The organism is Bradyrhizobium sp. BRP23 (assembly GCF_020194135.1).
Lineage (GTDB): Bacteria > Pseudomonadota > Alphaproteobacteria > Rhizobiales > Xanthobacteraceae > Bradyrhizobium > Bradyrhizobium yuanmingense.
The window spans coordinates 383,095-404,481 of the sequence record NZ_JADYVW010000005.1 but is presented as its reverse complement, the minus strand read 5'-3'; the positions used below and the strand labels follow the sequence as shown (position 1 = coordinate 404,481).

At 64.5% G+C, this 21,387-nt stretch carries 19 protein-coding genes and 1 tRNA gene; 10 read left to right on the top strand and 10 right to left on the bottom strand.

The window, feature by feature from the left end:
- Positions 1–276: 276 nt before the first annotated feature.
- The 3 genes from I6F24_RS16885 to I6F24_RS37610 all read left to right on the top strand — a co-directional run bounded on the left by I6F24_RS16885 (position 277) and on the right by I6F24_RS37610 (position 1,903).
- Entirely contained in the window at positions 277–1,185 is a 909-nt protein-coding gene (locus tag I6F24_RS16885) for a 4-hydroxy-tetrahydrodipicolinate synthase (protein ID WP_225151058.1), read from the top strand.
- Between the two features lie 292 nt (positions 1,186–1,477).
- A complete protein-coding gene (locus I6F24_RS16880) occupies positions 1,478–1,627 on the top strand; it encodes a hypothetical protein (protein ID WP_167361666.1) in 150 nt (49 codons plus the stop codon).
- 147 nt (positions 1,628–1,774) lie between these two features.
- The gene (locus I6F24_RS37610; protein ID WP_260345777.1) at positions 1,775–1,903 is read left to right on the top strand and encodes a hypothetical protein; all 129 of its coding nucleotides are present in this window, start codon (positions 1,775–1,777) and stop codon (positions 1,901–1,903) included.
- Positions 1,904–1,972: 69 nt separating this feature from the next.
- Here I6F24_RS37610 and I6F24_RS16875 read toward each other — a convergent pair whose 3' ends face one another.
- Both I6F24_RS16875 and I6F24_RS16870 read right to left on the bottom strand, forming a co-directional pair.
- The gene (locus I6F24_RS16875) at positions 1,973–2,650 is read right to left on the bottom strand and encodes a ParA family protein (protein ID WP_025032179.1); all 678 of its coding nucleotides are present in this window, start codon (positions 2,648–2,650) and stop codon (positions 1,973–1,975) included.
- A 501-nt stretch (positions 2,651–3,151) separates the two neighbouring features.
- The gene (locus tag I6F24_RS16870) at positions 3,152–3,502 is read right to left on the bottom strand and encodes a hypothetical protein (RefSeq protein ID WP_036009533.1); all 351 of its coding nucleotides are present in this window, start codon (positions 3,500–3,502) and stop codon (positions 3,152–3,154) included.
- Between the two features lie 363 nt (positions 3,503–3,865).
- Here I6F24_RS16870 and I6F24_RS16865 point away from each other — a divergent pair, with 363 nt between their 5' ends.
- The 3 genes from I6F24_RS16865 (at position 3,866) to I6F24_RS16855 (ending at position 6,517) form a co-directional block, all read left to right on the top strand.
- Positions 3,866–5,032, top strand: a complete 1,167-nt coding sequence (locus tag I6F24_RS16865) for a CaiB/BaiF CoA-transferase family protein (protein WP_225114081.1) — start codon at positions 3,866–3,868, stop codon at positions 5,030–5,032.
- Positions 5,033–5,034: 2 nt separating this feature from the next.
- Positions 5,035–5,958, top strand: a complete 924-nt coding sequence (locus tag I6F24_RS16860) for a CoA ester lyase (protein ID WP_225151056.1) — start codon at positions 5,035–5,037, stop codon at positions 5,956–5,958.
- 154 nt (positions 5,959–6,112) lie between these two features.
- Positions 6,113–6,517: a nuclear transport factor 2 family protein gene (locus I6F24_RS16855; RefSeq protein WP_225114083.1), complete on the top strand. Its 405-nt coding sequence runs from the start codon at positions 6,113–6,115 to the stop codon at positions 6,515–6,517.
- 28 nt (positions 6,518–6,545) lie between these two features.
- Here the strand turns inward: I6F24_RS16855 and I6F24_RS16850 are convergent, their stop codons facing one another.
- Both I6F24_RS16850 and I6F24_RS16845 read right to left on the bottom strand, forming a co-directional pair.
- Complete coding sequence (locus tag I6F24_RS16850) at positions 6,546–7,043, bottom strand: DinB family protein (RefSeq protein ID WP_225151054.1); 498 nt, start codon at positions 7,041–7,043, stop codon at positions 6,546–6,548.
- Positions 7,044–7,497: 454 nt separating this feature from the next.
- On the bottom strand, positions 7,498–7,704 hold the full coding sequence (locus tag I6F24_RS16845; protein ID WP_225144281.1) for a hypothetical protein: 207 nt from the start codon (positions 7,702–7,704) through the stop codon (positions 7,498–7,500).
- Between I6F24_RS16845 and I6F24_RS16840 the strand changes: the two genes are divergently transcribed.
- Positions 7,703–7,903, top strand: a complete 201-nt coding sequence (locus I6F24_RS16840; RefSeq protein ID WP_225114085.1) for an AEC family transporter — start codon at positions 7,703–7,705, stop codon at positions 7,901–7,903. The genes I6F24_RS16845 and I6F24_RS16840 overlap by 2 nt on opposite strands.
- Before the next feature lie 346 nt (positions 7,904–8,249).
- Positions 8,250–8,654, top strand: coding sequence for a nuclear transport factor 2 family protein (locus I6F24_RS16835; RefSeq protein WP_036040132.1), 405 nt, complete (start codon positions 8,250–8,252; stop codon positions 8,652–8,654).
- A 181-nt stretch (positions 8,655–8,835) separates the two neighbouring features.
- Here the strand turns inward: I6F24_RS16835 and I6F24_RS16830 are convergent, their stop codons facing one another.
- On the bottom strand, positions 8,836–10,086 hold the full coding sequence (locus I6F24_RS16830; protein WP_225151052.1) for a vanadium-dependent haloperoxidase: 1,251 nt from the start codon (positions 10,084–10,086) through the stop codon (positions 8,836–8,838).
- Positions 10,087–10,439: 353 nt separating this feature from the next.
- Here I6F24_RS16830 and I6F24_RS37605 point away from each other — a divergent pair, with 353 nt between their 5' ends.
- A complete protein-coding gene (locus I6F24_RS37605; RefSeq protein ID WP_275970271.1) occupies positions 10,440–10,571 on the top strand; it encodes a hypothetical protein in 132 nt (43 codons plus the stop codon).
- Between the two features lie 408 nt (positions 10,572–10,979).
- Here the strand turns inward: I6F24_RS37605 and I6F24_RS16825 are convergent.
- Both I6F24_RS16825 and I6F24_RS16820 read right to left on the bottom strand, forming a co-directional pair.
- Positions 10,980–11,056 (bottom strand) — tRNA-His (locus I6F24_RS16825).
- A gap of 419 nt (positions 11,057–11,475) precedes the next feature.
- The gene (locus I6F24_RS16820; protein WP_225151051.1) at positions 11,476–11,910 is read right to left on the bottom strand and encodes a phasin; all 435 of its coding nucleotides are present in this window, start codon (positions 11,908–11,910) and stop codon (positions 11,476–11,478) included.
- A 713-nt stretch (positions 11,911–12,623) separates the two neighbouring features.
- Here I6F24_RS16820 and I6F24_RS16815 point away from each other — a divergent pair.
- Positions 12,624–15,932 carry a PAS domain S-box protein gene (locus tag I6F24_RS16815; RefSeq protein ID WP_225151049.1) on the top strand — a complete coding sequence of 1,103 codons (3,309 nt, stop codon included), beginning with the start codon at positions 12,624–12,626 and terminating at the stop codon, positions 15,930–15,932.
- A gap of 134 nt (positions 15,933–16,066) precedes the next feature.
- On the opposite strand, the gene I6F24_RS16810 is transcribed toward I6F24_RS16815, so the two are convergent.
- The 3 genes from I6F24_RS16810 to serA all read right to left on the bottom strand — a co-directional run bounded on the left by I6F24_RS16810 (position 16,067) and on the right by serA (position 21,360).
- Positions 16,067–18,040 (bottom strand): methyl-accepting chemotaxis protein, encoded by a 1,974-nt coding sequence (locus I6F24_RS16810; RefSeq protein ID WP_225151047.1) that lies wholly within the window; start codon positions 18,038–18,040, stop codon positions 16,067–16,069.
- A gap of 201 nt (positions 18,041–18,241) precedes the next feature.
- Positions 18,242–19,414 (bottom strand): acetyl-CoA C-acyltransferase, encoded by a 1,173-nt coding sequence (locus I6F24_RS16805; RefSeq protein WP_036030944.1) that lies wholly within the window; start codon positions 19,412–19,414, stop codon positions 18,242–18,244.
- 356 nt (positions 19,415–19,770) lie between these two features.
- Entirely contained in the window at positions 19,771–21,360 is a 1,590-nt protein-coding gene (gene serA, locus I6F24_RS16800) for a phosphoglycerate dehydrogenase (RefSeq protein WP_036030940.1), read from the bottom strand.
- Positions 21,361–21,387 lie beyond the last annotated feature (27 nt).

Genomic DNA, 21,387 nt, shown 5'->3' with positions numbered 1-21,387 from the left:
CTAAGCCGGGCCCTCGGGTCCGGCTTTTTTTCGTCAAAATGTGCTTCGCTCTCCGCGTGTGTTGACAGTTCCGCGCATACCCCGCATCATTCGCCCATGATCACGAAGTCGTGCGCAATCGTTTCGAAAAAAGGCCCCCATCCCGGGGCCTCGGAATATTGCGCGCGCTAAGCTGACTTCGTCATCGCGAGCCAATCCCGAAAACCCCGCCGCCTGGACGGGGTTTTTTCATGTGCCCTCCGTCTCAGGCATTTTTCCCGAGAAGGAGATGGAAACATGACCGGACTACGAGACCAATTGCACGGGCTGTGGTTGCCGCTGGTGACGCCGTTCCAGGACGGCGCGCTGGACGAGAGGTCGCTGCGGCGGCTGACCCGGCACTATTGCGCGCACGGCATCGACGGCTTCATCCTGGGCGCGACCTCCGGTGAAGGCATGACACTGCGCGCGGCCGAGCTCGAACGTCTCGTCGCCGTGGTGCGCGAGGAGATGGCGACCGCCGGCCGCAACTTGCCGATCTGCCTCGGACTGTCCGGTGCGGACACCTCGCGTCTGCAAGAGCGCCTCGACGAGACCGCGGACTGGCCGATCGACGGTTACCTGATCGCCAGTCCCTATTATGTGCGGCCGTCGCAGCGCGGCCTGCTGGCGCATTTCGAGACGCTCGCCGACCACGCTGCATGGCCGATCGCGCTCTACAACATTCCCTATCGCTGCGCCGTCAACATCACCAACCAGACCATGCTGCGCCTTGCCGAGCACAAGAACATCGTCGGCCTGAAGGATTGCGGCGCGAGCCGGGAGCAATCGATCGCGCTCTTGCGCGACCGGCCGAAGGGCTTTCGCGTGCTCACCGGCGAGGACGCCAATTTCTTCGAGGCACTCAGTGACGGCGCCGACGGCGGCATCGTGCTCTCAGCCCATGTCGAGACCGCAACGTTTGCGGCAATCTATAGCGAGCACAAGCGCGGCAACCACGATGCGGCGCTGGCGCGCTGGCACGAGGTCGGCGAGCTGACGCGGCTGTTGTTCGCCGAGCCGAGCCCCGCGCCGGCGAAGTACTGGCTGTGGCGATCCGGCCTGATCGACAGCCCGGAGGTGCGCCTGCCGATGGTGGAAGTGAGCAGCGAGCTCGCGGCAACGATCGATCGCGAGATCGAGCGACGGGTGACGATCGCGGCGTAGTTTTCTCTCCGTGCACGCTGCTCTTCCTTCTCCCCTTGTGGGAGAAGGTGGCGCGAAGCGCCGGATGAGGGGTTTTCTCCAAGCGCAAAAGACTGTTTGTGTGGAGACAGACCCCTCACCCGTCTCGCCGCTCCGCGGCGAGCCACCCTCTCCCACAAGGGGAGAGGGTGAAGCGTGCCCGTTTGGTTAACCGCGCCCCAACGGCCTTCGCAGCTGCCGCAATCCGTATCCACGGCTCGTTTACGCAATCGCGCCTATCGTTCTGTCCAGAGTTACCGAAGGGGAAATGACCATGGGGTATCGCACCCGGCCTACCGCCGCGAGCCAGTTCGCGCCCGCCGATCTCTTGAAGGGAATTCTCGTCGTCTCGTCGTTCGGGTTCTGGGCCGTGATGCTCGGCCTGATGCCGGTGCTGCTGTTTCGCGTCTGGCTGGTCGGCTGAAGCTGCGCGCGCGGGATGGTTAATCCGTGGTAGCACCTGTGTTCAAAATGCACGGGCAGATGCGATCCGGATCTTAAAACATCGCTGCTATCACTGACGTCCATAAGCGAAGAAATCGCGGGGGCGTTTGTGAATAGTCAGAATGAAATGGCGTCGCATTTCGACGCCGAACAGCAGGGCTTCAGCACCGAGGACATTCTCTGGGCCGTCGGCATCTGGTCGGTAATCCTGACCCTGTCGCCGGTCATCGTGTTCTACATGCTGATGGTGGCGTGAGCGAAATCAGAAACGCAAAACGCGCGGACTTCCCGCGCGTTTTTCGCCGTTCGACATGATCAATGAAAATTAAGCTGCCTGCTTGTGCATTGCGCCGGAGGCCGATGCGGTGCCGCGGATAGCCTTGACCGAACGCTCGATCGCCGCCCACAGTCTTGCGATTTCCTGAGCCGCACGGCTCTCGGCCTGATATTCGCGCGCGCCTTCGCCGTGGCTGAGCGCCATCAACAAATCCGAACGATTGGTGATCTGGCCGCCCCACACCGGAGCGCGGAATTTCGCCAGTGCTTCGCGGGCGATGGTGACGATCGGGCTTTCGGCTTCGTCGCGCTTGGCCGGGGCACCGTTGAGCACGACCGCATAGGGCTTGCGCGCGGCGCGGCACATCTGGATGGTTTCCTGCACGGCGTTGACGTCGAACACGCCGGGACGCGCCGGGATGACCACCATGGTGGCGTTCTTGATCGCGTCGTCGACGACGGCCGACAGGTTCGGCGGCGTGTCGATCAACACCCATTCATAACCGTCGCGCTTGGCCGCGGAGACGATGCCGCTGACGGAGTTGACGGCAGCCTTGATCGGGGGCTCGTTGGTGCCGCGGAGCTTGTGCCACAGCGTCAGGGAGCCCTGCGGATCGGCGTCAACCAGCATGACCTGCTTGCTCGCCTTGATCTGCGCGGCGAGATGCGCGGCGAGGGTACTCTTGCCCGAACCGCCTTTACGTGATGCAAAAACAATGACGTTCATACCTTCCGCCTCCAGATTGACCCCAGGCCGCGAAAATGAATCAGCGCGCTGATTCGTGAAAGAAAAATTTGTCGGGAGCTGCGCGACAGCCACGAAATAACAAGACGTGTTGGCTTTTGAGTCACACTGCTTCGCAGGAGGCGGACACGGGCCGCATCGAAATGCCGCCCGTGCGGGGCGTCTGTGCGTTTTTTGAGCAATGCGCGGGACAAAAGCGGAATGCAACCTTGCCGCGCAAACCTGCCGCGCGCTTTCTTTTCAGGGGCGCACGCCCGTCAATCGATGCAAGCCTTCCGGCGTCGTGCGAACAAAACGAGTCCGCAATCTGTCGCGAAGCCGATGTCAGGGCCGGAACGAGGAAAGCGCGCGATTGCGCGCCTTCGGCGGAGTTTCAAACCGGAACGCGCTGCTGGGCGCTCAGCCTTGGTCGCTGGGCGCTCAGCCTTGGTCGCTGGGCGCTCAGCCTTGGTCGCTGGGCACTCAGCCTTGGCCGCTGGGCGCTCAGCCTTGGCTGGATTTCTTCTTCGGCGCCGGCTTGGCGGTCTTCTTCGCAGCCTTGGGCGCGATCTGGGTCGGCTTGCCGGCGCGCTGCTCGCGCGGCGCCGGTCCGCGGCGGAAGAACACCGCGCATTGCGGCGAGAGCTGCGCCTTCTTCTTGATCATGCAGGCGGTGATGGCATCGACGTTCGGGACGAACTCGCCGCACAGCCGCATCGCGTCCGGCGTGCAGGCCTGCTGCTCCTCCTGGGTGTAGGCGAAGCCGGCGCGCGGCAGCGCCAGGATGGCCAGGGCAAGCGCGAGGCTTGCAACGGCCAAGGGCTTTGCAAAGGACTTGAAGCGAAACGCCGGCATCGATCCCCCCACATCACGAGTCAGCGCGAATAGTGGGTGAACGGCTGTTCGTTGGCAACCGAGGGCAAGTGCGAAAGCCGGCACGTGTGCGCTCTCGGCAACAGGTCAGGGGCCTCGGCAGTTCCGGGAAAGGAAACGAAGGCGCCGCTGTCGGCCCCAAAACACAAAAGTGAGAAAACAACCCCATGCACAGTAGCCAAGTCATTGCAAACGCTCACGTCGCCGAATTTTAGGATTTTTCGAAGCCAAATTTGACTTGTCGGGCAAAACAGGGGCATCATGTCACCCTCAAAAAGATGCGCGTGGGGTGGCCGGCCTGTCTCCTGCGCTGGTCGGAAAAGCGCACACGAGGAGGACAATCACATGACGGGAAATGAAGCGGAGCTGCCGCTGTCGGGAGTGACGGTGGTTTCGCTGGAGCAGGCGATCGCGGCGCCGCTGGCGAGCCGGCACCTGGCGGATTGGGGCGCGCGGGTGATCAAGATCGAGCGGCCGGGCAGCGGCGATTTCTGCCGTGACTACGATCACGTCATGAACGGCATGTCGAGCCAGTTCGTCTGGACCAACCGCTCCAAGGAGAGCCTTGCCATCGACATCAAGAGTCCCGAGGGCCGCAAGGTGCTCGACGCCCTGCTGCCGCGCACCGATGTGTTCATCCAGAACCTCGCGCCCGGCGCGGCGGAGCGGCTCGGCCTCGATGCCGCATCGCTACTGCGCAAATATCCGCGCCTGATCGCCTGCGACGTCTCCGGCTATGGCACTGATGGCCCCTACAGCGACAAGAAGGCCTATGATCTCCTGGTGCAGTGCGAGGCCGGCGTGCTCGCCATCAACGGCACCGAGGCGGAGCCGGCCAAGGTGGGGCTATCCGTCGTCGATATCGCCACTGGCATGTACATTCTGAACGGGGTGCTGATGGCACTGTATCGCCGCGAACGCACCGGCAAGGGCACGGCGTTCCAGGCCTCGCTGTTCGATTCCATCACGGACTGGATGAGCTATCCCGCGTTCTACACGATGAGTACCGGCCGGCCGCTGCCGCGCACCGGTGCCAAGCATGCGACGATCGCGCCTTACGGCCCGTTCCGCGTCGGCGACGGCAACACGATCTTTTTCGGCATCCAGAACGATCGGGAATGGCGCTCGCTGTGCCGCATCGTGCTTGATGATGCCGACTTCGCCGACGACCCGCGCTTCCGCACCAATCCGCTGCGCATGCAGAACCGTGACGAGCTGCAATCGCATATCGAGCAGCGCTTTGCATCGATGACCAGCGAGGAGGTGCTGCGGCTGCTGGACGAAGCCGCGATCGCAAATGCGCATCTGAACTCGGTCGAGGCTTTCTTAGCTCATGAGCAGCTTCATGCCCGTGCGCGGGTGCAAAGCGTGGGATCGCCGTGCGGGCCGGTGATGAGCTTCCTGCCCGCGCTCACCATTCCCGGCGTGACGCCGCGGATGGATCCGGTGCCTGATGTCGGCGAGCACAACGAGAAGATCCTCGGCGAACTTGGCCTCGTTAAGGGAACGTGAGAATGGCCTCGCAGCGCCCGACGCGGGCTTATCTCGCCGTTCCCGCGCATCGCGCCCGTGTCGTCGCCAAGGCGGCGGCATCATCGGCGGACGCGGTGTTCATGGACCTCGAAGACGCCGTGCCGCCCGCGGAGAAGGGCGTTGCGCTGGCGGAAGCCGTCCGCGCGCTGTCCTCGCTGGACTGGAGCAACAAGCACGTCGCCATCAGGCTCAATGCGGTCGACAGCCCGTTCATCGCGGAGGAGATCCGCGCACTGGCGGCCCTGCCCCGGCTCGATGCTTTGATCGTGCCAAAAGCGGAGCGGGTGAGCGACATCGTCGCTATCGCCGATCGTTTCCGCGCAGCCGCGCCGGATCGCGCCGCGCCTGTTACGCTCGAGCTGCTGATCGAGACCGCGCTCGGCCTCGTCAATGTCGACGCGCTCGCCGCGTGCCACGACAGCGTGGCCGCGCTGCATCTCGGCGTCGGCGACCTCGCAGCCTCGCTCGGCGCCCGCACCTCCGACATCGGCATTTCGCCGGATGGTTACCGTCATGTCGGATCGGCGCAGAGCGGCTACGCCGCCGCGCCGCTCGACCTGTTCGCCTATCCCATGATGCGCCTCTTGGTCGCCGCGCGCGCGTGCGGCCTGCGCGCGATCGATGGCCCCTGCGGCGCATTTCGCGATGCTGGACTGACCGAGGCCAGCGCGCAAAAGGCCGCGGCGATGGGCTTTGACGGCAAGCAGGTGATCCATCCCGACCAGATCGAGCCGACGCTGCGCGCGTTCACGCCCTCGGCCGAGGAGCTGGCCCAGGCGCGGCGGATCGTCGAAGCCATGGAGCAGGCCGAGGCGCTGGGACAGGGCGCGGTGACGCTGGACGGCAAGATGATCGACTATGCCAATGTGCGCATGGCGCGGAGGATCATTGGGCTGGGGTCGTAGGGACCGAAACGCGCGCTCAGGCGGTGTCGCTGTACAGCCAGCTAACGGGCCTGGATCGCGCCACGCTGAGCAATCGCAGCACGATTGCAATCACTTTGCCTTTGCACGCAAAGGTCGCTAGGCTGCCCCGATACACATTGCAGGGAGGGGGCACATGGCGAACCGCGAAGACATGCTTGCATTGATCAGGGCCGGCTACGCCGCGCGCGATGGCGGTGACACCGATAGCCTGGTGACGGCCTTTCATCCCGAGGGCGCATTCACCCTGATGGGCGACAAGGGTGCGCTCGAATTGACAGGACGCATACAGGGCCACCCGACCCTGCGCGAAGCTTTCCATCAATTCACCGAAGGCTTCGGCTTCGAAGGCCGCGAGATCCTCGCCGAGCTGGTCGACGGCGATCGCGTCGCCGTCCACTCCCGCGTCACCGTGCGATACCACCCGACCGGCAAAGCGGTCAGCACCGAGATCGTGGACCTGTTCACATTTCAGGATGGCAAAATCGCGGAGCTGGTCGAGTTTGCGGATACGGCGCAGATCAAGGCGATGATCTCCTGACCTGCGAGATGGATGAAGCGTCCTCGCGCTACGCCAGAAGATGAAGGTCAGTCGGCTCTGGGTCTGCACCCGCTGCCGTCAACATCGCGTGCACCTGACCTCGATGGTGGGTCTGGTGATTGAAGAGTTGAACAGCCACCAGCGTCTTTGGTTTCTCGATCCGAGTCGAACCGTCTGCAGGATACCAAACGAGCATCCCGTTCAGATCCGCGTCGCGCAATCGCGCTGACCACGCTTCGATTTCCTCGTTCCGTTGCAAGCGGAGCGCCTTGAAGGCCTCCCAATCCGAGGGATTTGCGAGGGAGTGCTTGATGGTTTGCTCTGGACGCGCATTCCCTGTCAGCCGCTCCAGTATGAGGGCATCAGCCCAATAGAGATGGTTCAACGTAGCTGCAATCGACCGGAAGAACGCCCCTCGATCCTTCCAGCGATCCTCGTGGGTCAGCCGGTCGGCGGCAGCTACCAAAGAGGCGTTCTGCCAAATGTTGTAGCGGGACATAAGCCGGCAGTATTCGGCTGAGATCATTTTCTCAGGCTCCAAAGATTGTCGATGCTGGCTGATCTCGGGATGTTGCCCCAGACGTGAGGCAGCTACAGTACCGTGACAGTCCAGAAAATTGGCCTTCGCCAGTGGTCTAATGAACGCCCCACGAAATCGGGGTTTGGTGCACTGTCACCGTAGGGGGGAGGTAGCGCCGCGCCGACAGAAACTCAGCTGCTGGTTTACGGTGCTCGGCATGACCAATCGAGAGCGAGTATTCTGACTTTAGCCTAGGCAGCCCAGTCCATGATCGCGTCGATGAAGGTCTGAGCCTGGCGGATCGCGTCGAGCCTCGTCGCACAGACACCGACCGACACTGTTCGGCCCTTTCCGACAGTCCACTTCCAACCAGCCGGGTAGCTCATCTCAACGACCGAGAAGCTTACGCCGCGATGTTCCACGGAGAACCTCCGCCAACATGTTGCTGTGTCTGAAAAGGCTACTCCAAATGGCGAATTTGTCCAGCCGAACGCAGGCCCACAATTCGATCGCGCGGCTTGATATAAGTGTTCAGGAGCAGACTTTCCGGGAAACTCAGGCGGCTCGCGTAGTACTGCGCGAGGTTAGGGTGACCGCGGGCGGTGACAAGATCGATCTCGCCCGATGTTGTGCAGTTTCGTGCACTATCACCGAAATATCCGTTCATGCTGGCCAAGCTGCCGGGCCTGCCGCCGATCGCCGCCGGCGCCATCGTGCTTTTCGCGGCGATGCCGCCCGGTGCGAACGCGTACATCTTCGCCATGCAGTATCAGCGGCGGGTGAAACCGGCGTTGGGCGCAGTGGCGCTGGGCGCCCTGCTGGCGGCGACGACGCTGCCGGTGATGGTGTGGGTGGTGGCGGGGTGAGGCGTCAAAGGCTTTGCCGGCGACGCCTCACGGCCTCGCTGCGCCCAATCCATCATCAGCGCAGGCCGAAGAACGAGAGCACCGCAGCAATCACGACGATCAGCCCGATGATATAGATGATACCGTTCATAGCTCAGCTCCCTCAGCGTTGTCAGTCCTGCCGCAGCTACAAACACCTGGGGTCGTGAAAAGGTTCGCCGGTGCTCGCCGCCGTTTTCTTGCAGTATCGGGGAACGAAAACGAACGATGCTGCTTCGGCGCGCTGGAGCCCTCGCACCACCCGCGATAGTTTTGCGTTTACACGCAAAGGTCGCTAGTCTGCCTGATACGTTGTAGGGAGGGTAACATGGCACAGCGCGAAGACATGCTCGCAACGATCCGGCACGCCTACGCCGCGCGCGGCGACGATGACGTCGAGGGCTTGGTGACGACCTTTCATCCCGAGGGCGCATTCACTTTGAAGGGCGACAAGAGCACGCTCGAACTGGCAGGAAGCGTGCAGGGTCACCCAGCCCTACGAGGGGTTTTCGGTGAATTGATCAAGAACTTCGGCTTCGAAAACCGCAAAATCCTGGCCGAGCTGGTCGACGGTGATCGCGTCGCGGTCCATTCCCGCCTTGACGTCCGCTACCATCCAACTGGCAAGACGTTCAGTACCGAGCTTTTGGACCTGTTCAGATTTCAGGATGGCAAGATCGTCGAGCTGATCGAGTTTGCGGATACGGCGCAGGTCAAGGCGATGATCTCCTGAAGGACGATGAAGTTCGATTTGCTTCAGAGCGGGCAGCAAGCCGCCATATGAGTGGGCAGAGCACTGGCGGCCCTGCCCACCATGTTCGAACGTCGACTTGTTCTGCCATCTCGAGCCTGGATGCCTCGATGTCGAGCGCTTCTCGACCTCTGTGTGGTTCGCAGTGTACCTGCACGCCGGCTTACTGCTTCGGTTCAGCTCGCGCTTCCAGCCCGCGAAGCTGTGTCCCGACAGTCAAGTCACCGATCTTACGGCCCATGTCCTTTCCGACCTCCGTCGAGAAACGGTAATGGAAACCGGCATAGATGCGGGCATTTGCGACCTCATCGCTGTAATCCTGGAGCTTGGTCCATTTGCGAGTCACCCCTGGCGCAGTGGGGCTGGTCATCGTTAGCTCTCCGACCTCGTCGCCCGCGATGGACCGGAGAACCGTGGACACCGCCGCCGATACGATGCAGTGGGCGCAGGGGTATTCGGGATGCATCGGCGTTTCACCCAGCGGCAACCAAGACGCTTCGCGTGGCGTCATCGGGTTGTGCGTGATGTCCGCGTTGCGTATGGCCGTTACAGGCCGCCAGAAGTTGTAATGATACTTCGCATCAAGGACGGCAACGATTGCGTCGTTCGCAGCGATCTCGGTGAGGGCGAAGAGGCGCGAGCAGTCAACGACGTCCATGTGCTTGGCCAAGGCGACCTGCCGGACGATTGGATTGAAGCTGGGAGGCCCGACCAGAAACCAGACTCGTCCGATCGCGGTCTGCTCTGCCGTTCGGGTGGTGCTGTTGCGAGCGCCGAGCTCCCGAATTTCGTTGACGTCTCTGGTCCAGGTCTCGGAATCAAGCGCCGGAGGTGGCGCTGGACGGAATTGTGAGACCGATGTCATGACCCAAGGGGACATTATTCCAGCCGTCGTGCCGATCGGCACCACGGTCGGCACATAGGCCCCCGGGGCTGTATAGGGACGATAAGTCTCCTGGACATCATTGCCGTCATCCCTGAGCAACGCCATCACGCCGGAAGCGGCCACCTTTCCAAGCTCGATTCCCTTCGCCTTTCCCTCCGTGTCCGGAATGCCGGAAAGCGATGCAATCAATGCCGCATCGAGGGCAGCTTTTTGGTCCGGATAGATCGTCAGAAGAATGTTGTAAGCCGCAGTCGACGCTGCGGCTTCCTTGGACGTGGAGCGGTCTGCCACGAGATCCAGCTTGTATGGCGTGTATCGCCTGTCGATCGCGTTCACGGCCTCGAACATGGCAACGTGAAGCATCGACATCGTGCGGGCCTGTGGCACAGGCAGCACCTTCTTTTCAGCGGCAATCGCATCTGCTTTCGCATTCCAGTCCATGATGACATCGGCACGCGCAGTGCCGATGCAAACTGCAAGAGTGGCGATGATCAGGAATGGAGATTTCGTTGCAAGAAACGTCTTCATCTTCATGCTCCTCGTTGTTTCAACAGAGAGCGACATCTTGTACGGACGAGCCGCACAAGAACGTAGAAGTGCAGAACGATCTTAAGGTCGCAGCCAGCCGGCTGCTGTGAAACAGTTTACACCCGTCCTCGCTTTCGTCGAAAAGAGTTTGAGGCGCGCCCCAAACAGTAAGATCGACTGGCTTACCTGATGCACGACCTGCAATCTCGGCAGTCTTCCGAACAATCATCACATCCTTTGCGCATTCGGGCTCGCCGACGGCGCTGATCAATCTCGGCATCTGTTTGTTTCGCGCGAGGTGAAGAGCGAGCGGCAGAGCATTTTTGGTGATGCGCGCGCTCGAGCTTGCGGCAATGCCGGCCTCTGCATTCCTGTTTGCAAGACTGCTCGACCTGCCGCCGATCGCCGGCGTCATCGTGCTGTTCGCGGCGATGCCGACCGGCGCAATGCGTACATTTGCGCCGTGCAGTATCAGCGGATGGTGAACCCGGTGTCGGGCGCAGTGGCGCTGGGCACGCTGCTGGCGGCGGTGACGTTACCGGTGGTGGTGTGGGTGGTGGCGCGCTAGCGCTGAGCCTGAGGTTTGCGTCTCGAGTTGAGGCCGGAAAACTGGCGTTCCTAAGAAGTGCGAAGCGCAACTCGGGAAAGCATCGAAAGAGCGCGGCAAGTTTGGCTCCGCCGCAAACTTATTGTTTCCACTCGCTGCCACGCCGCGTCGTTCGGCGATTTCGAGACGCAGTCCGTCAGTTCTTGACGATCTGGAGATCGCCGGGAGTGGCTTTGCCTTAGGATCCCGTCGAGAGGCTCGCCGATCTCTTTAAGCCGCGGCCGTAGGGAGCGCGCCACTCAAACGGTCGAGCAAATAGCGACCGATGCTAACTGGTTGATCCCGCTGGTACAGTTGGGTGGGCTCGAACCACCGACCTCCTGTTCCACAGACAGGCGCTCTAACCAACTGAGCTACAACTGCATCCTTGCGAGCCGCGCCTTGGGGCTGCCTGAAAAGGCTCATCGCCGAGGGGGCTGGACGGGGCGGAAACTAGGTGCAACGGCCCGGTTTGGCAAGGCCGCAATGGGGTGAAAAACCGGGTGAAATCATCGTCGGCGCGGGGAAATCGGGCGCGGTGGGGAGACCTCGCATATGACCCCGACGATTGGGGCGTTCTAGGTCCCACATCGTCATGGCCGGGCTTGTCCCGGCCATCCACGGCTTCTGCCCGCGGCCCCAAGAACGTGGATGCCCGGGCCTTCGCCGCGCCGAAGCGGCTTCGGCCGCGCAGGCGGGACAAGCCCGGGCATGACGACCTTCCCAAATGCGAAGCGGGAGAGGCGAAGAAAAAACCCGGGCCTCTCGACCCGGGTTTCGCATCTCACACCGATCCGCTCCGCTCAGGCGGCGGGCGGATAGTACTTCGAGGCGCTGGCCTTGATCGGCTCGGCGGTCTCGTTGGCAACGCGCTGGGTGAGCTCGACCAGCTCCTTGGCCTGGGCCTGGTAGGTCTCGAGCTGCTTGCGGGCGTGGCCGGTCCACAGCTCCATCGCTTCGGTCGGCGACTTGGCGCCGAACAGCTGCTGGGCGAAGTCGAGCTGGGCGCTCGAATTGGCCTTCATGAACTCGACCAGCTTGGCGGTGTACTCGCTCGCGCCCTTGGAGGCCGAGGTGAACACGGCCTCGACGGTGCCGTTATGGGTCTCGGCGGCGTCCTTGAACTTGGCGTAGTTCTCGCGGGCCTGCGCCGCGCCCTTCTCGGCGAACGCACGCACCTGCTCGGGAACCTCGAACGGGATGATCGAGGCAGAAAACGGATCAGTCGCACCTGTCATGTTGGTCCCTCACGCTAATTGAAAAAATGGAGTGAGCCTTTCTGGCGCGCCCGCCGGCCCCGACCATGGGCCCTGCGCATTGAGCGGGTACGAAGACTGGAAACGCGAAACAATGAGATGGCTCGCCCAGCGCCAGAATTATGGCTGCCTATCATGTCAACATTGTGCATCGCAACGCGGCAGAGGGGTGCGATGCGAAATTTAATCTCGGGGAGGATGAGGTTCCGGTATGGGGGAACCGGGGGTTGAGGTAGTGGGATGCGCCCGGCAACACACGCGCTCTTACCCTCCCCCTGGATGGGGAGGGTCGGCTCGCAACGCGTCAGCGATGCGAGCCGGGGTGGGGTGATCTCTCCGCTCGGGGACCGCCTGTGGGGAGAGACTGTCACCCCACCTCGGTTCGCTCTCCGCTTCGCTGCGTGCGAACCGATCTACGGGCGAGCTTCGCTCGTCCCGGACCCCTCTAGGGGAGGATGGGGACCTGAGATGCCGCGCGGGTGCGTCTCTTCGCAAGCGCCCCACCCCTTGAATCCCTTGGATGCAACGTCGGCTCGGCTTGCGGGGTTGGCGGGATTAAGGTTATCGCCGCTTGGGGATCCATCGCGGGCTTTGGGCCGTGGACCTGGTCGCGCCTTCCGGGCGATACTAACCCTTTCTTAAGGCTGTCATTCCCGGCAGCCGCCACTCGTGAAGCGTGAGATGCAGCCGGCCTGATGACGCGTTCGGATTTCCAGTTGCGAGGGGTGGGCGATCCGCGGCTGGCCGTGCATGCGACCTCTGCCCTGCCGGCCTGGCTATGGTCGACCGACGGCGCGCGCGTGCTGTGGGCCAATCCGGTCGGCGCAAAGCTGTTCGGCGCGGCCAACAGCGCCGGCCTTGCGGACAAGGTGTTCGGCCCCGCCGACAGCCATCGCCGCCAAATCGTCAGGCTCGCCCCCCAGCTGCCGGCGAACGGCGCAATGCGGCTGCAGCGGCTGCGCGGCTTCGGCGCCCGGTTAGGGGCGCTGATGACCTGCGGCTGCGCGCGGCTCGACTTTGCCGATGGCGGCCATGCCGTGCTGGTCATCGCGATGGACCCGACGCTGCGCACCATGCCGCTGGTCGAGCGGCTGCATCGGCTGGTCGCCGGCGCCAAGGTGCCGGTGGCGGCGTTCGCGCCCGACGGGCTGTTCGTCGGCGCGAGCGAGGCCGCGCGCCCCCTGCTCGGCTTCCGCGATCTGCTCGAGGCCGGCCTCGATCGCGCCCGCAGCGATGCGCTGGCCAAAGGCCGCGCCGCGACGCCGATCGGCATCGGCCAGATGGTTCTGCAGCGGGTCGGCAGCGGCGCCGATATCGGCCTGGTCGCGCTGATCGAGCCGGCCGCCTCCACGGCGGCGCACGAGGCCGCGCCCGACGTCACGCCCGCGCAGCCTCCGGCCGCGGTGCCGGAGGACGCACAGCCTGCGCCAGACGAGGCACCGTCTGCGATTGCGCTGTTCGACGCATTCACTGAGCCGGCCGAACCGCCCGCCGAGACGATCGCGCCGACGCCGGAGCCGGTCGTCCCCGCGGCGGCCAAAACTCCGGTTGAAAACCAGCCGCAAGCCATTGTGTCGCCGCAGCCCGCGCCGATCAATGCGGGCATGGTCGAGCCGACTTCGGGCCAGGACTCTGCGAGCCACCAAGAGCCGCCCGCACCGCGTCAGCATCCGCTGCGCTTCCTCTGGCAGATGGATGAAGAGGGCCGCTTTGTGCTCGGCTCCGATGACTTCATCCGCCTGATGGGCACGCACACGGCCGCCGGCTTCGGCCGGCCCTGGCGCGAGATCGCCGAGGAATTCTCGCTCGATCCCGAGGGGCGCGTGGCGAAGGCGCTCGAAAGCAAGGATACCTGGGCCGGCATCACAGTGAACTGGCCGGCCGACGGCGGCGAGCATATTCCGGTCGAGCTCGCAGGCCTGCCGGTCTACGACCGCAACCGCAACTTCGCCGGCTTCCGCGGCTTCGGCGTCTGCCGTGATCTGGACGCGCTCAACCGGCTCGAGGCGCTCAGGCGCTTCGAGCTGCTGGTCGACGCGCCGCCGCAGGGCCGCTCCACTGAGGCCGTCGCGTCCGATGCGGAGGCCGAGCCTGAAGCGGCGGCGGAAACTGAGGCCGACGGCGAAGCAGAGGCACCCCCGATTGCGCCATCCGAGCCCGAGCCGCAATCCGAACCCGACCTGCCAGAGCCCACAAGCGAGACTTCACACCCAACCGAACTGGACACGCCCGTGGAAACGCCTCCCAATGTCGTGCCGTTCCGCGTCGCCGGCGATACGCGGCCGCCGACGCTGACGCCGGTCGAGAACAGCGCGTTCAACGAGCTCGCGCGGCAATTGTCCGAGCGGCTCGAACGCGAGCGCGAGACCATCACGACCGACGCGGCCGGACCAGTGGCGGAGACCAGCGCCGAAGCACCGGAGCCGGAGCCGCCGCAGGCCGCCGCCGAATGGCTGACCGAGCCCGCACCGCCGCCGCGCGGGATGAGCGCGCGCGACCGCACGCTGCTCGACCTGTTGCCGACGGGCATCCTGATCTACCGGCTCGACCGCCTGCTCTACGCCAATCCCGCCTTCCTCGCGCGCATGGGCTATGACGGCCTGAACGCGCTGGAGCATGCCGGCGGGCTGGATGCGCTCTATGTCGAGCCGGGTGTGTCGGCGGCCAGCAGCACCACGCAAGGCGGCACGCCCGTCACGATCAGCGCGACGGCGCCAAATGGCGAAGCGCCGCCGGCCGCGACGGAAGCGCATCTGCACACGATCGACTGGGACGGCGACAGCGCGCACGCACTGATCTGCGCGCTGCCGCAGGCGGCGCCGATCGCGGCGGCTGCTGTCGCAGAGACCGTGGTGGCCGCAGAGCCTGACGCCGCGGACGCGGAGCCCGCGGCCGGCGATGCCGATGCCGAGGATCTCGCCGCCATCCTCGACACCACGGCCGAGGGCATCGTGATGTTCGACGCCGAAGGCAACATCCACGCCTGTAACCGCAGCGCGGAGGCGCTGTTCGGCTATGACGGCGAGGCGCTGCTGCAGCAGAATTTGCTGACGCTGTTCGCCCCCGAGAGCCAGCAGATCGTCGCGGATTATCTGGAAAGCCTGAAGAGCCAGGACATCTCCAGCCTGCTCGATCACGGCCGCGAGGTGCTGGGCCGCGAGAAGAAGGGCGGCGTCATTCCGCTTGCGATGATCATGGGGCGCACCCGCCCCGACGGGCCGAACTTCTTCGCCGTGTTCCGCGATCTCTCGCACGCCAAGAAGGGCGAGAGCGAATTGACGAAGGCCCGCCGCCTCGTCGACGGCGCAGCCAACGCCAAGGCCGACATGCTGGCGCGGATCAGCCACGAGATCCGCACGCCGCTCAACGCCATCATCGGCTTTGCCGAGGTGATGATCTCCGAGCGCTTCGGCGCGCTCGGCAACGAGCGCTACGGCGAATACATGAAGGACATCCGCGCTTCCGGCGAGCGCGTCATCGCCATCATCGACGACCTCCTGGAGCTGTCGCGGATCGAGACCGGCAAGCTCGACCTGAATTTCGCGAACTTGAACCTCAACGACCTGGTCGAAGCCTGCGTGACGGTGATGCAGCCGCAGGCCAACCGCGAGCGCATCATCATCCGCACCTCGCTCGCCCATGCGCTGCCGCAGGTGAGCGTCGATGCGCGCGCGATGCGGCAGATCACCATGAACCTGATCTCGAACTCGATCCGGCTCGCCAGCGCCGGCGGCCAGGTCATCGTCTCGACCGCGCTGACCGACCGCGGCGAGATCGCGCTGCGCATCCGCGACACCGGCCACGGCCTTTCCGAGCGCGAAGTCGCCGCCGCGATGGAGCCGTTCCGCACGCCGCCGCCGGGCGATGCCGCCGACAGCTCGGCGCTGAGCCTGTCGCTGACCAAAGCGCTGGTCGAAGCCAACCGCGCCCGGTTCAACATCAAGAGCGCCGGCCACGGCACGCTGATCGAGGTGGTGCTCGCGCCAGCGCTGGCGGGGGCGTAGGGCGCGGCACGCTCAAGCCGTCATTCCGGGGCGCGCCTCTTGGCGCGAGCCCGGAATCCATGGATCCGCATCAATGGTGGTGCAATGGATTCCGGGCTCGTCGCTTCGCGACGCCCCGGCATGACGGCGGGGGCTCACGCCGCCCGCACCGTCTCCAGGAACCTGCTCACCTCGATCTTCAGCCGGCTGCTGTCGTTCGACAGCGATTGCGCCGCGGACAGCACCTGCGAGGAGGCAGATCCCGTCTCGGTCGCGCCCTGGCGCACGCTGGAGATGTTGGCGCTGACCTGCGTGGTGCCGGCGGCGGCGCTTTGGACGTTGCGCGAGATCTCGCTGGTCGCGGCGCCCTGCTCTTCCACCGCGGCCGCGATGGTGGAGGAGATTTCGGACAGGCGCTCGATGGTGCCGCCGATGGTCTTGATCGCACCGACGGAATCCTGCGTCGCGACCTGGATGCTCGAGATCTGCTGACCGATGTCGCCGGTCGCCTTCGCGGTCTGCTCGGCCAGCGCCTTCACTTCCGAGGCCACCACGGCAAAGCCGCGTCCGGCTTCGCCCGCACGCGCGGCCTCGATGGTGGCGTTCAGCGCGAGCAGATTGGTCTGGCCGGCGATGGCGTTGATGAGCTCGACCACGTCGCCGATGCGCGCGGCCGCCTTGGACAATTCGCTGACGCGGTCATTGGTCTGCCCGGCCTGGGTGACGGCCTCGCCCGCCATGCGCGCGGAGGCCTGCACCTGGCGGCTGATCTCGTTCACGGAGGCGGTCAGCTCCTCGGCGGCGGACGCCACCGACTGCACGTTGGTCGCCGCTTCCTCGGACGCCGCCTCGACCAGCGTGGCAAGCTCGGTCGAGCGGCTGGCGGTCGTGGTCAGCGACGTCGCCGACGCCTCGAGCTCGTTGGCCGCCGACGACACGGTCTCGACGATCTCGCCGATCGCGCCTTCGAAATCGTCGGCCATCCTGATCATGTCCGCGCGGCGGCGCTCGGCGGCGAGCTTGTCCTGCCTGATCTTCTCTTCGGCCTCCTCCTGCGCCTTCCGCTCGGCGTTGATCTTGAACGTCTCGACGGCTTGCGCGATCTCGCCGATCTCGTCGGGCCGGCCGAGGCCGGGAAGAACGATGGCGAAATTGCCGTTGGCGAGCTCGATCATCGCCGCGCGCATCGCGGTCAAAGGCCTCGAGACCGAACGTCCGATGAAGATGCCGAGGCCGAGCACGCTCGTCGCAATCAGCGCGATCGCCACTGCAATCCAGAACTGGATGCTGGTGCGCTCGGCCTCGTTGAGACGGTCGGCATCGGCACGGATGCGGTCGACCGATGTCGAGACCTGCTCGATCACGGGCTCGACCGACGCGAAGGCCTCGGACATCGCCTTCGATTCGGCCGCCAGCTTCAGCGCGGTCTCCATCCAGGCGGAGAAGTCGCGCTGATAGTCGGCGAGCTTCTGGCGCAGCTCGGCCTTGGCGCCGTCGGCAATGGCTGCCGCGTCGAGGCCGGCGGCAAATTCGGACGCGCGCTTCTTCATCTCCTCGCCATATCTGGCGTTCCGGCGCAGCATGAAATCCTTCTCATGCCGGCGCATCATCAGCATGATCACCTTGAGCTCGGAATTCTGGAACTGGTCGACCTGGCTCTCGATACCGTGGACGGAAGCGCGCAGGCGGCCTTCGAGCCCGGACTTCTCGTCGAGGCCGAGCCGCTGCCGTTCCTCGACCACCGCGGCGAAGCGGGCCTGATAGGTCTTCAGCGACGCATTCATCGCGTCGATCTTGTGCGCCAGCTCGGGCTGGCCGAGCGCTGCGATCTTGCCGCGGAGCGTCTCGATGTCGAGCGCCACCTGCCGGCCGATCTCGACCTGTCGCTGCGCCCTGGCCGGATCGCTGCGCAGCAGAAAATCCTTCTCGGCGCGGCGCGCCTCGAGCAGCTCGACCGCGATCCTGTTGTTCAGCTCGAACACGGTGCGCGCATCCTCGGCCGCGTCGCGATAGACGCCCATCCTCCGCTCGCCGTAGAGGTGAATGCCGCCGATCAGGACGACGCCGATGACGCCAATGACGCCGATCGCGGTGATCTTGTGAGTGAGTCGCAGGGAAGGGAGCCGCATCGTGAACCAAGCTGGTGGTGAGCGATGCGGTTGATGAAGCGATAATCGGGGAAAGCTTCCGTTAATTTGCGGGCACGTATTAATACGTGTATTTCGCTACAATACTCGCCGCTGTGCACGGTGACGTGCACAGGCACAGTTCCAAAAAAGAAACACGGCGCTTCGATCGCGCCGTGCTTCCTTGTCTGCGAGAGCTTGAGCTCAGTGATAGATCTCGAACAGGCCGGCCCCGCCCTGGCCGCCGCCGATGCACATCGTCACCACGCCCCACTTGGCCTTGCGGCGGGCGCCTTCCTGCAGCAGGTGGCCGGTGAGACGGGCGCCGGTCATGCCGAAGGGATGGCCGATCGCGATCGAGCCGCCGTTGACGTTGTACTTGGCGGGATCGATGCCGAGCTGGTCGCGGCAATACAGGCACTGGCTGGCGAAGGCCTCGTTGAGCTCCCACAGATCGATGTCGTCGATCTTGAGGCCGGTGCGCTTGAGCAGCTTCGGGATCGCGAACACCGGGCCGATGCCCATCTCGTCCGGCTCGCAGCCGGCGGTGGCCCAGGCGACGAAGCGGCCGAGCGGCTTGAGGCCGCGCTTCTCGGCGTCCTTGGCTTCCATCAGCACCACCGCGGCGGCGCCGTCGGAGAGCTGGCTGGCATTGCCGGCGGTGACGAACTTGCCCGGGCCCTTCACCGGCTCGAGCTTTGCCAATCCTTCCATCGTCGTTTCGGGGCGATTGCATTCGTCGCGATCGACGGTGTAGTCCACGATCGACTCGGCCTTGGTCTGCTTGTCGACGACCTTCATCTTGGTCTTCATCGGGACGATCTCGTCCTTGAACTTGTTCGCCTGCTGGGCCGCGGCCATGCGGCGCTGCGATTCCAGCGAGAACTCGTCCTGATATTCACGGCTGAGCTTGTAGCGCTCGGCGACGATGTCGGCGGTGTCGATCATCGCCATGAAGATGTCGGGGGCGACCTTGAGCAGCTCCGGATCGACCGATTCCTTCGGCGTGCCGCCGCCGGGAATCGAGATGCTCTCGACGCCGCCGGCGACGATGCAATCGGCGCCGTCGGAGCGGATCGAGTTCGCGGCCATCGCGATGGTCTGCAGGCCCGACGAGCAGAAGCGGTTCACCGACACGCCGGCGGTGGTCTTCGGCAGCCCCGCGAGCAGCGCGGCCTGGCGGCCGATGTTCGGTGCGCCATGGGCGCAATTGCCGAGATAGCAGTCCTCGACATAGTCCTTCTCGACGCCGGCGCGGTCCACCGCGTGATGAATGGCGTGGGCCGCGAGCGACATCGGCGGCGTGATGTTGAACCCGCCGCGGCCGGATTTTGCCAGGCCCGTGCGCGCATAGGAAACGATGACGGCTTCACGCATTGTTTTCTCCCTTGTCGAACGATTTGGAACGGAGCGTCCTGACGCCATTGGTACACAAAGATTGGGGGTGGGGAAAATGAAAACGCCGCCTCCGGCGATGGAGACGGCGTTGTTCCGCGTGTCGGAATATATGATATGATGATCGTCATTCCGGGGCGTGCGCGCCCCGCTCTATCCACACGTCATGCCCGGGCTTGTCCCGCCTGCGCGGCCGAAGCCGCTTCGGCGCGGCGAAGGCCCGGGCATCCACGTTCTTCGCGGCGAGCGGCAAGACGTGGATGGCCGGGACATAGGCGAGCGGAAGCGACGCCGTCCTTCGGACTGCTATGCCCGGCCATGACGCCGGTGGGAGCCGCTCAGAACGTCAGCGCCTTGGCCTGCTTGACCTGCGGCAGGGCCTGCACCTTGGCGAGCACATCGGCCGGCACCACACCGTCGACCTCGACCAGCGCAATGGCATCGCTGCCCGGAGCGACCCGACCGAGATGGAAGGTCGCGATGTTGATCTTGGCGTCGCCCAGAAGCCCCGCGAACTTGCCGATGAAGCCCGGCTTGTCCTCGTTGGTGACGTAGATCATCGACTTGCCGAACTCGGCGTCGACGCGGATGCCCTTGATGTCGACGAGGCGCGGCTTGCCGTCTGCATAGACGGTGCCCGAGACCGACCGCTCCTGCCGCTCGGTGGTGACCGTGACGGTGATCAGGCTCTCATAGTCGCTCTGGGCGGCGCGGACGATCTCGTCCACCACCATGCCGCGCTCCTTGGCGACGACAGGCGCGGACACGACGTTGACCTCGCCAAGCATCGGCCGCAGCAGGCCCGACAGCACCGCGGAGGTGATCGCCTTGATCTTCATCTCGGCGACGTGGCCCTCATAGGTGATCTCGACCTTGAGAATGCCGCTCTCGGTGAGCTGGCCGGCGAACGAGCCGAGCTTCTCGGCGAGCGCGATGAACGGCTTCAGCTTCGGCGCTTCTTCCGCCGTGATCGAGGGGAAGTTGACCGCGTTCGAGATCGCGCCGGTGAGCAGGTAATCCGACATCTGCTCGGCGACCTGCAGCGCGACGTTCTCTTGCGCCTCGGTGGTGGAGGCGCCGAGATGCGGCGTGCAGATCACGTTGGGATGGCCGAACAGCACGCTCTTGGTCGCGGGCTCCTCGACGAAGACGTCGAAGGCGGCGCCGGCAATGTGCTTGGCGTTGAGCGCATCGACCACCGCCTGCTCGTCGACGAGACCGCCGCGGGCGCAATTGATCAGGCGCACGCCCTTCTTCATCTTGGCGATCGCGGCCGCGTCGATGATGTTCTTGGTCTTCTCGGTCAGCGGCGTGTGCAGCGTGATGAAGTCGGCGCGCCTGAGCAGATCGTCGAGATCGACCTTCTCGACGCCGATGTCCTTGGCGCGCTCCGGCGACAGGAACGGGTCGAACGCGATCACCTTCATGCGCAGGCCGAGCGCGCGGTCGGCGACGATCGAGCCGATATTGCCGCAGCCGACGACGCCCAGCACCTTGCCGGTGATCTCCACGCCCATGAAGCGGTTCTTCTCCCACTTGCCGGCCTGCGTCGAGGCATCGGCCTGCGGGATCTCGCGGGCGAGCGCGAGCATCAGGGTGATGGCGTGCTCGGCGGTCGTGATCGAATTGCCGAACGGTGTGTTCATCACGATGATGCCCTTGGCCGTCGCGGCCGGGATCTCGACATTGTCGACGCCGATGCCGGCGCGGCCGATCACCTTCAGCCTGGCCGCCTTCTCGAGGATCTTGGCGGTCGCCTTGGTCGCGGAGCGGATCGCAAGGCCGTCGTAATTGCCGATGATTTCGGCCAGCTTGTCCTTGTCCTTGCCGAGATTGGGCTGGAAGTCGACCTCGACGCCGCGATCCCTAAAGATCTGCACGGCAGCGGGCGAGAGCGCGTCGGAAATGAGAACTTTGGGTTTGGTCATGGGGATGATCCGTTGTGCGTGCTGCAT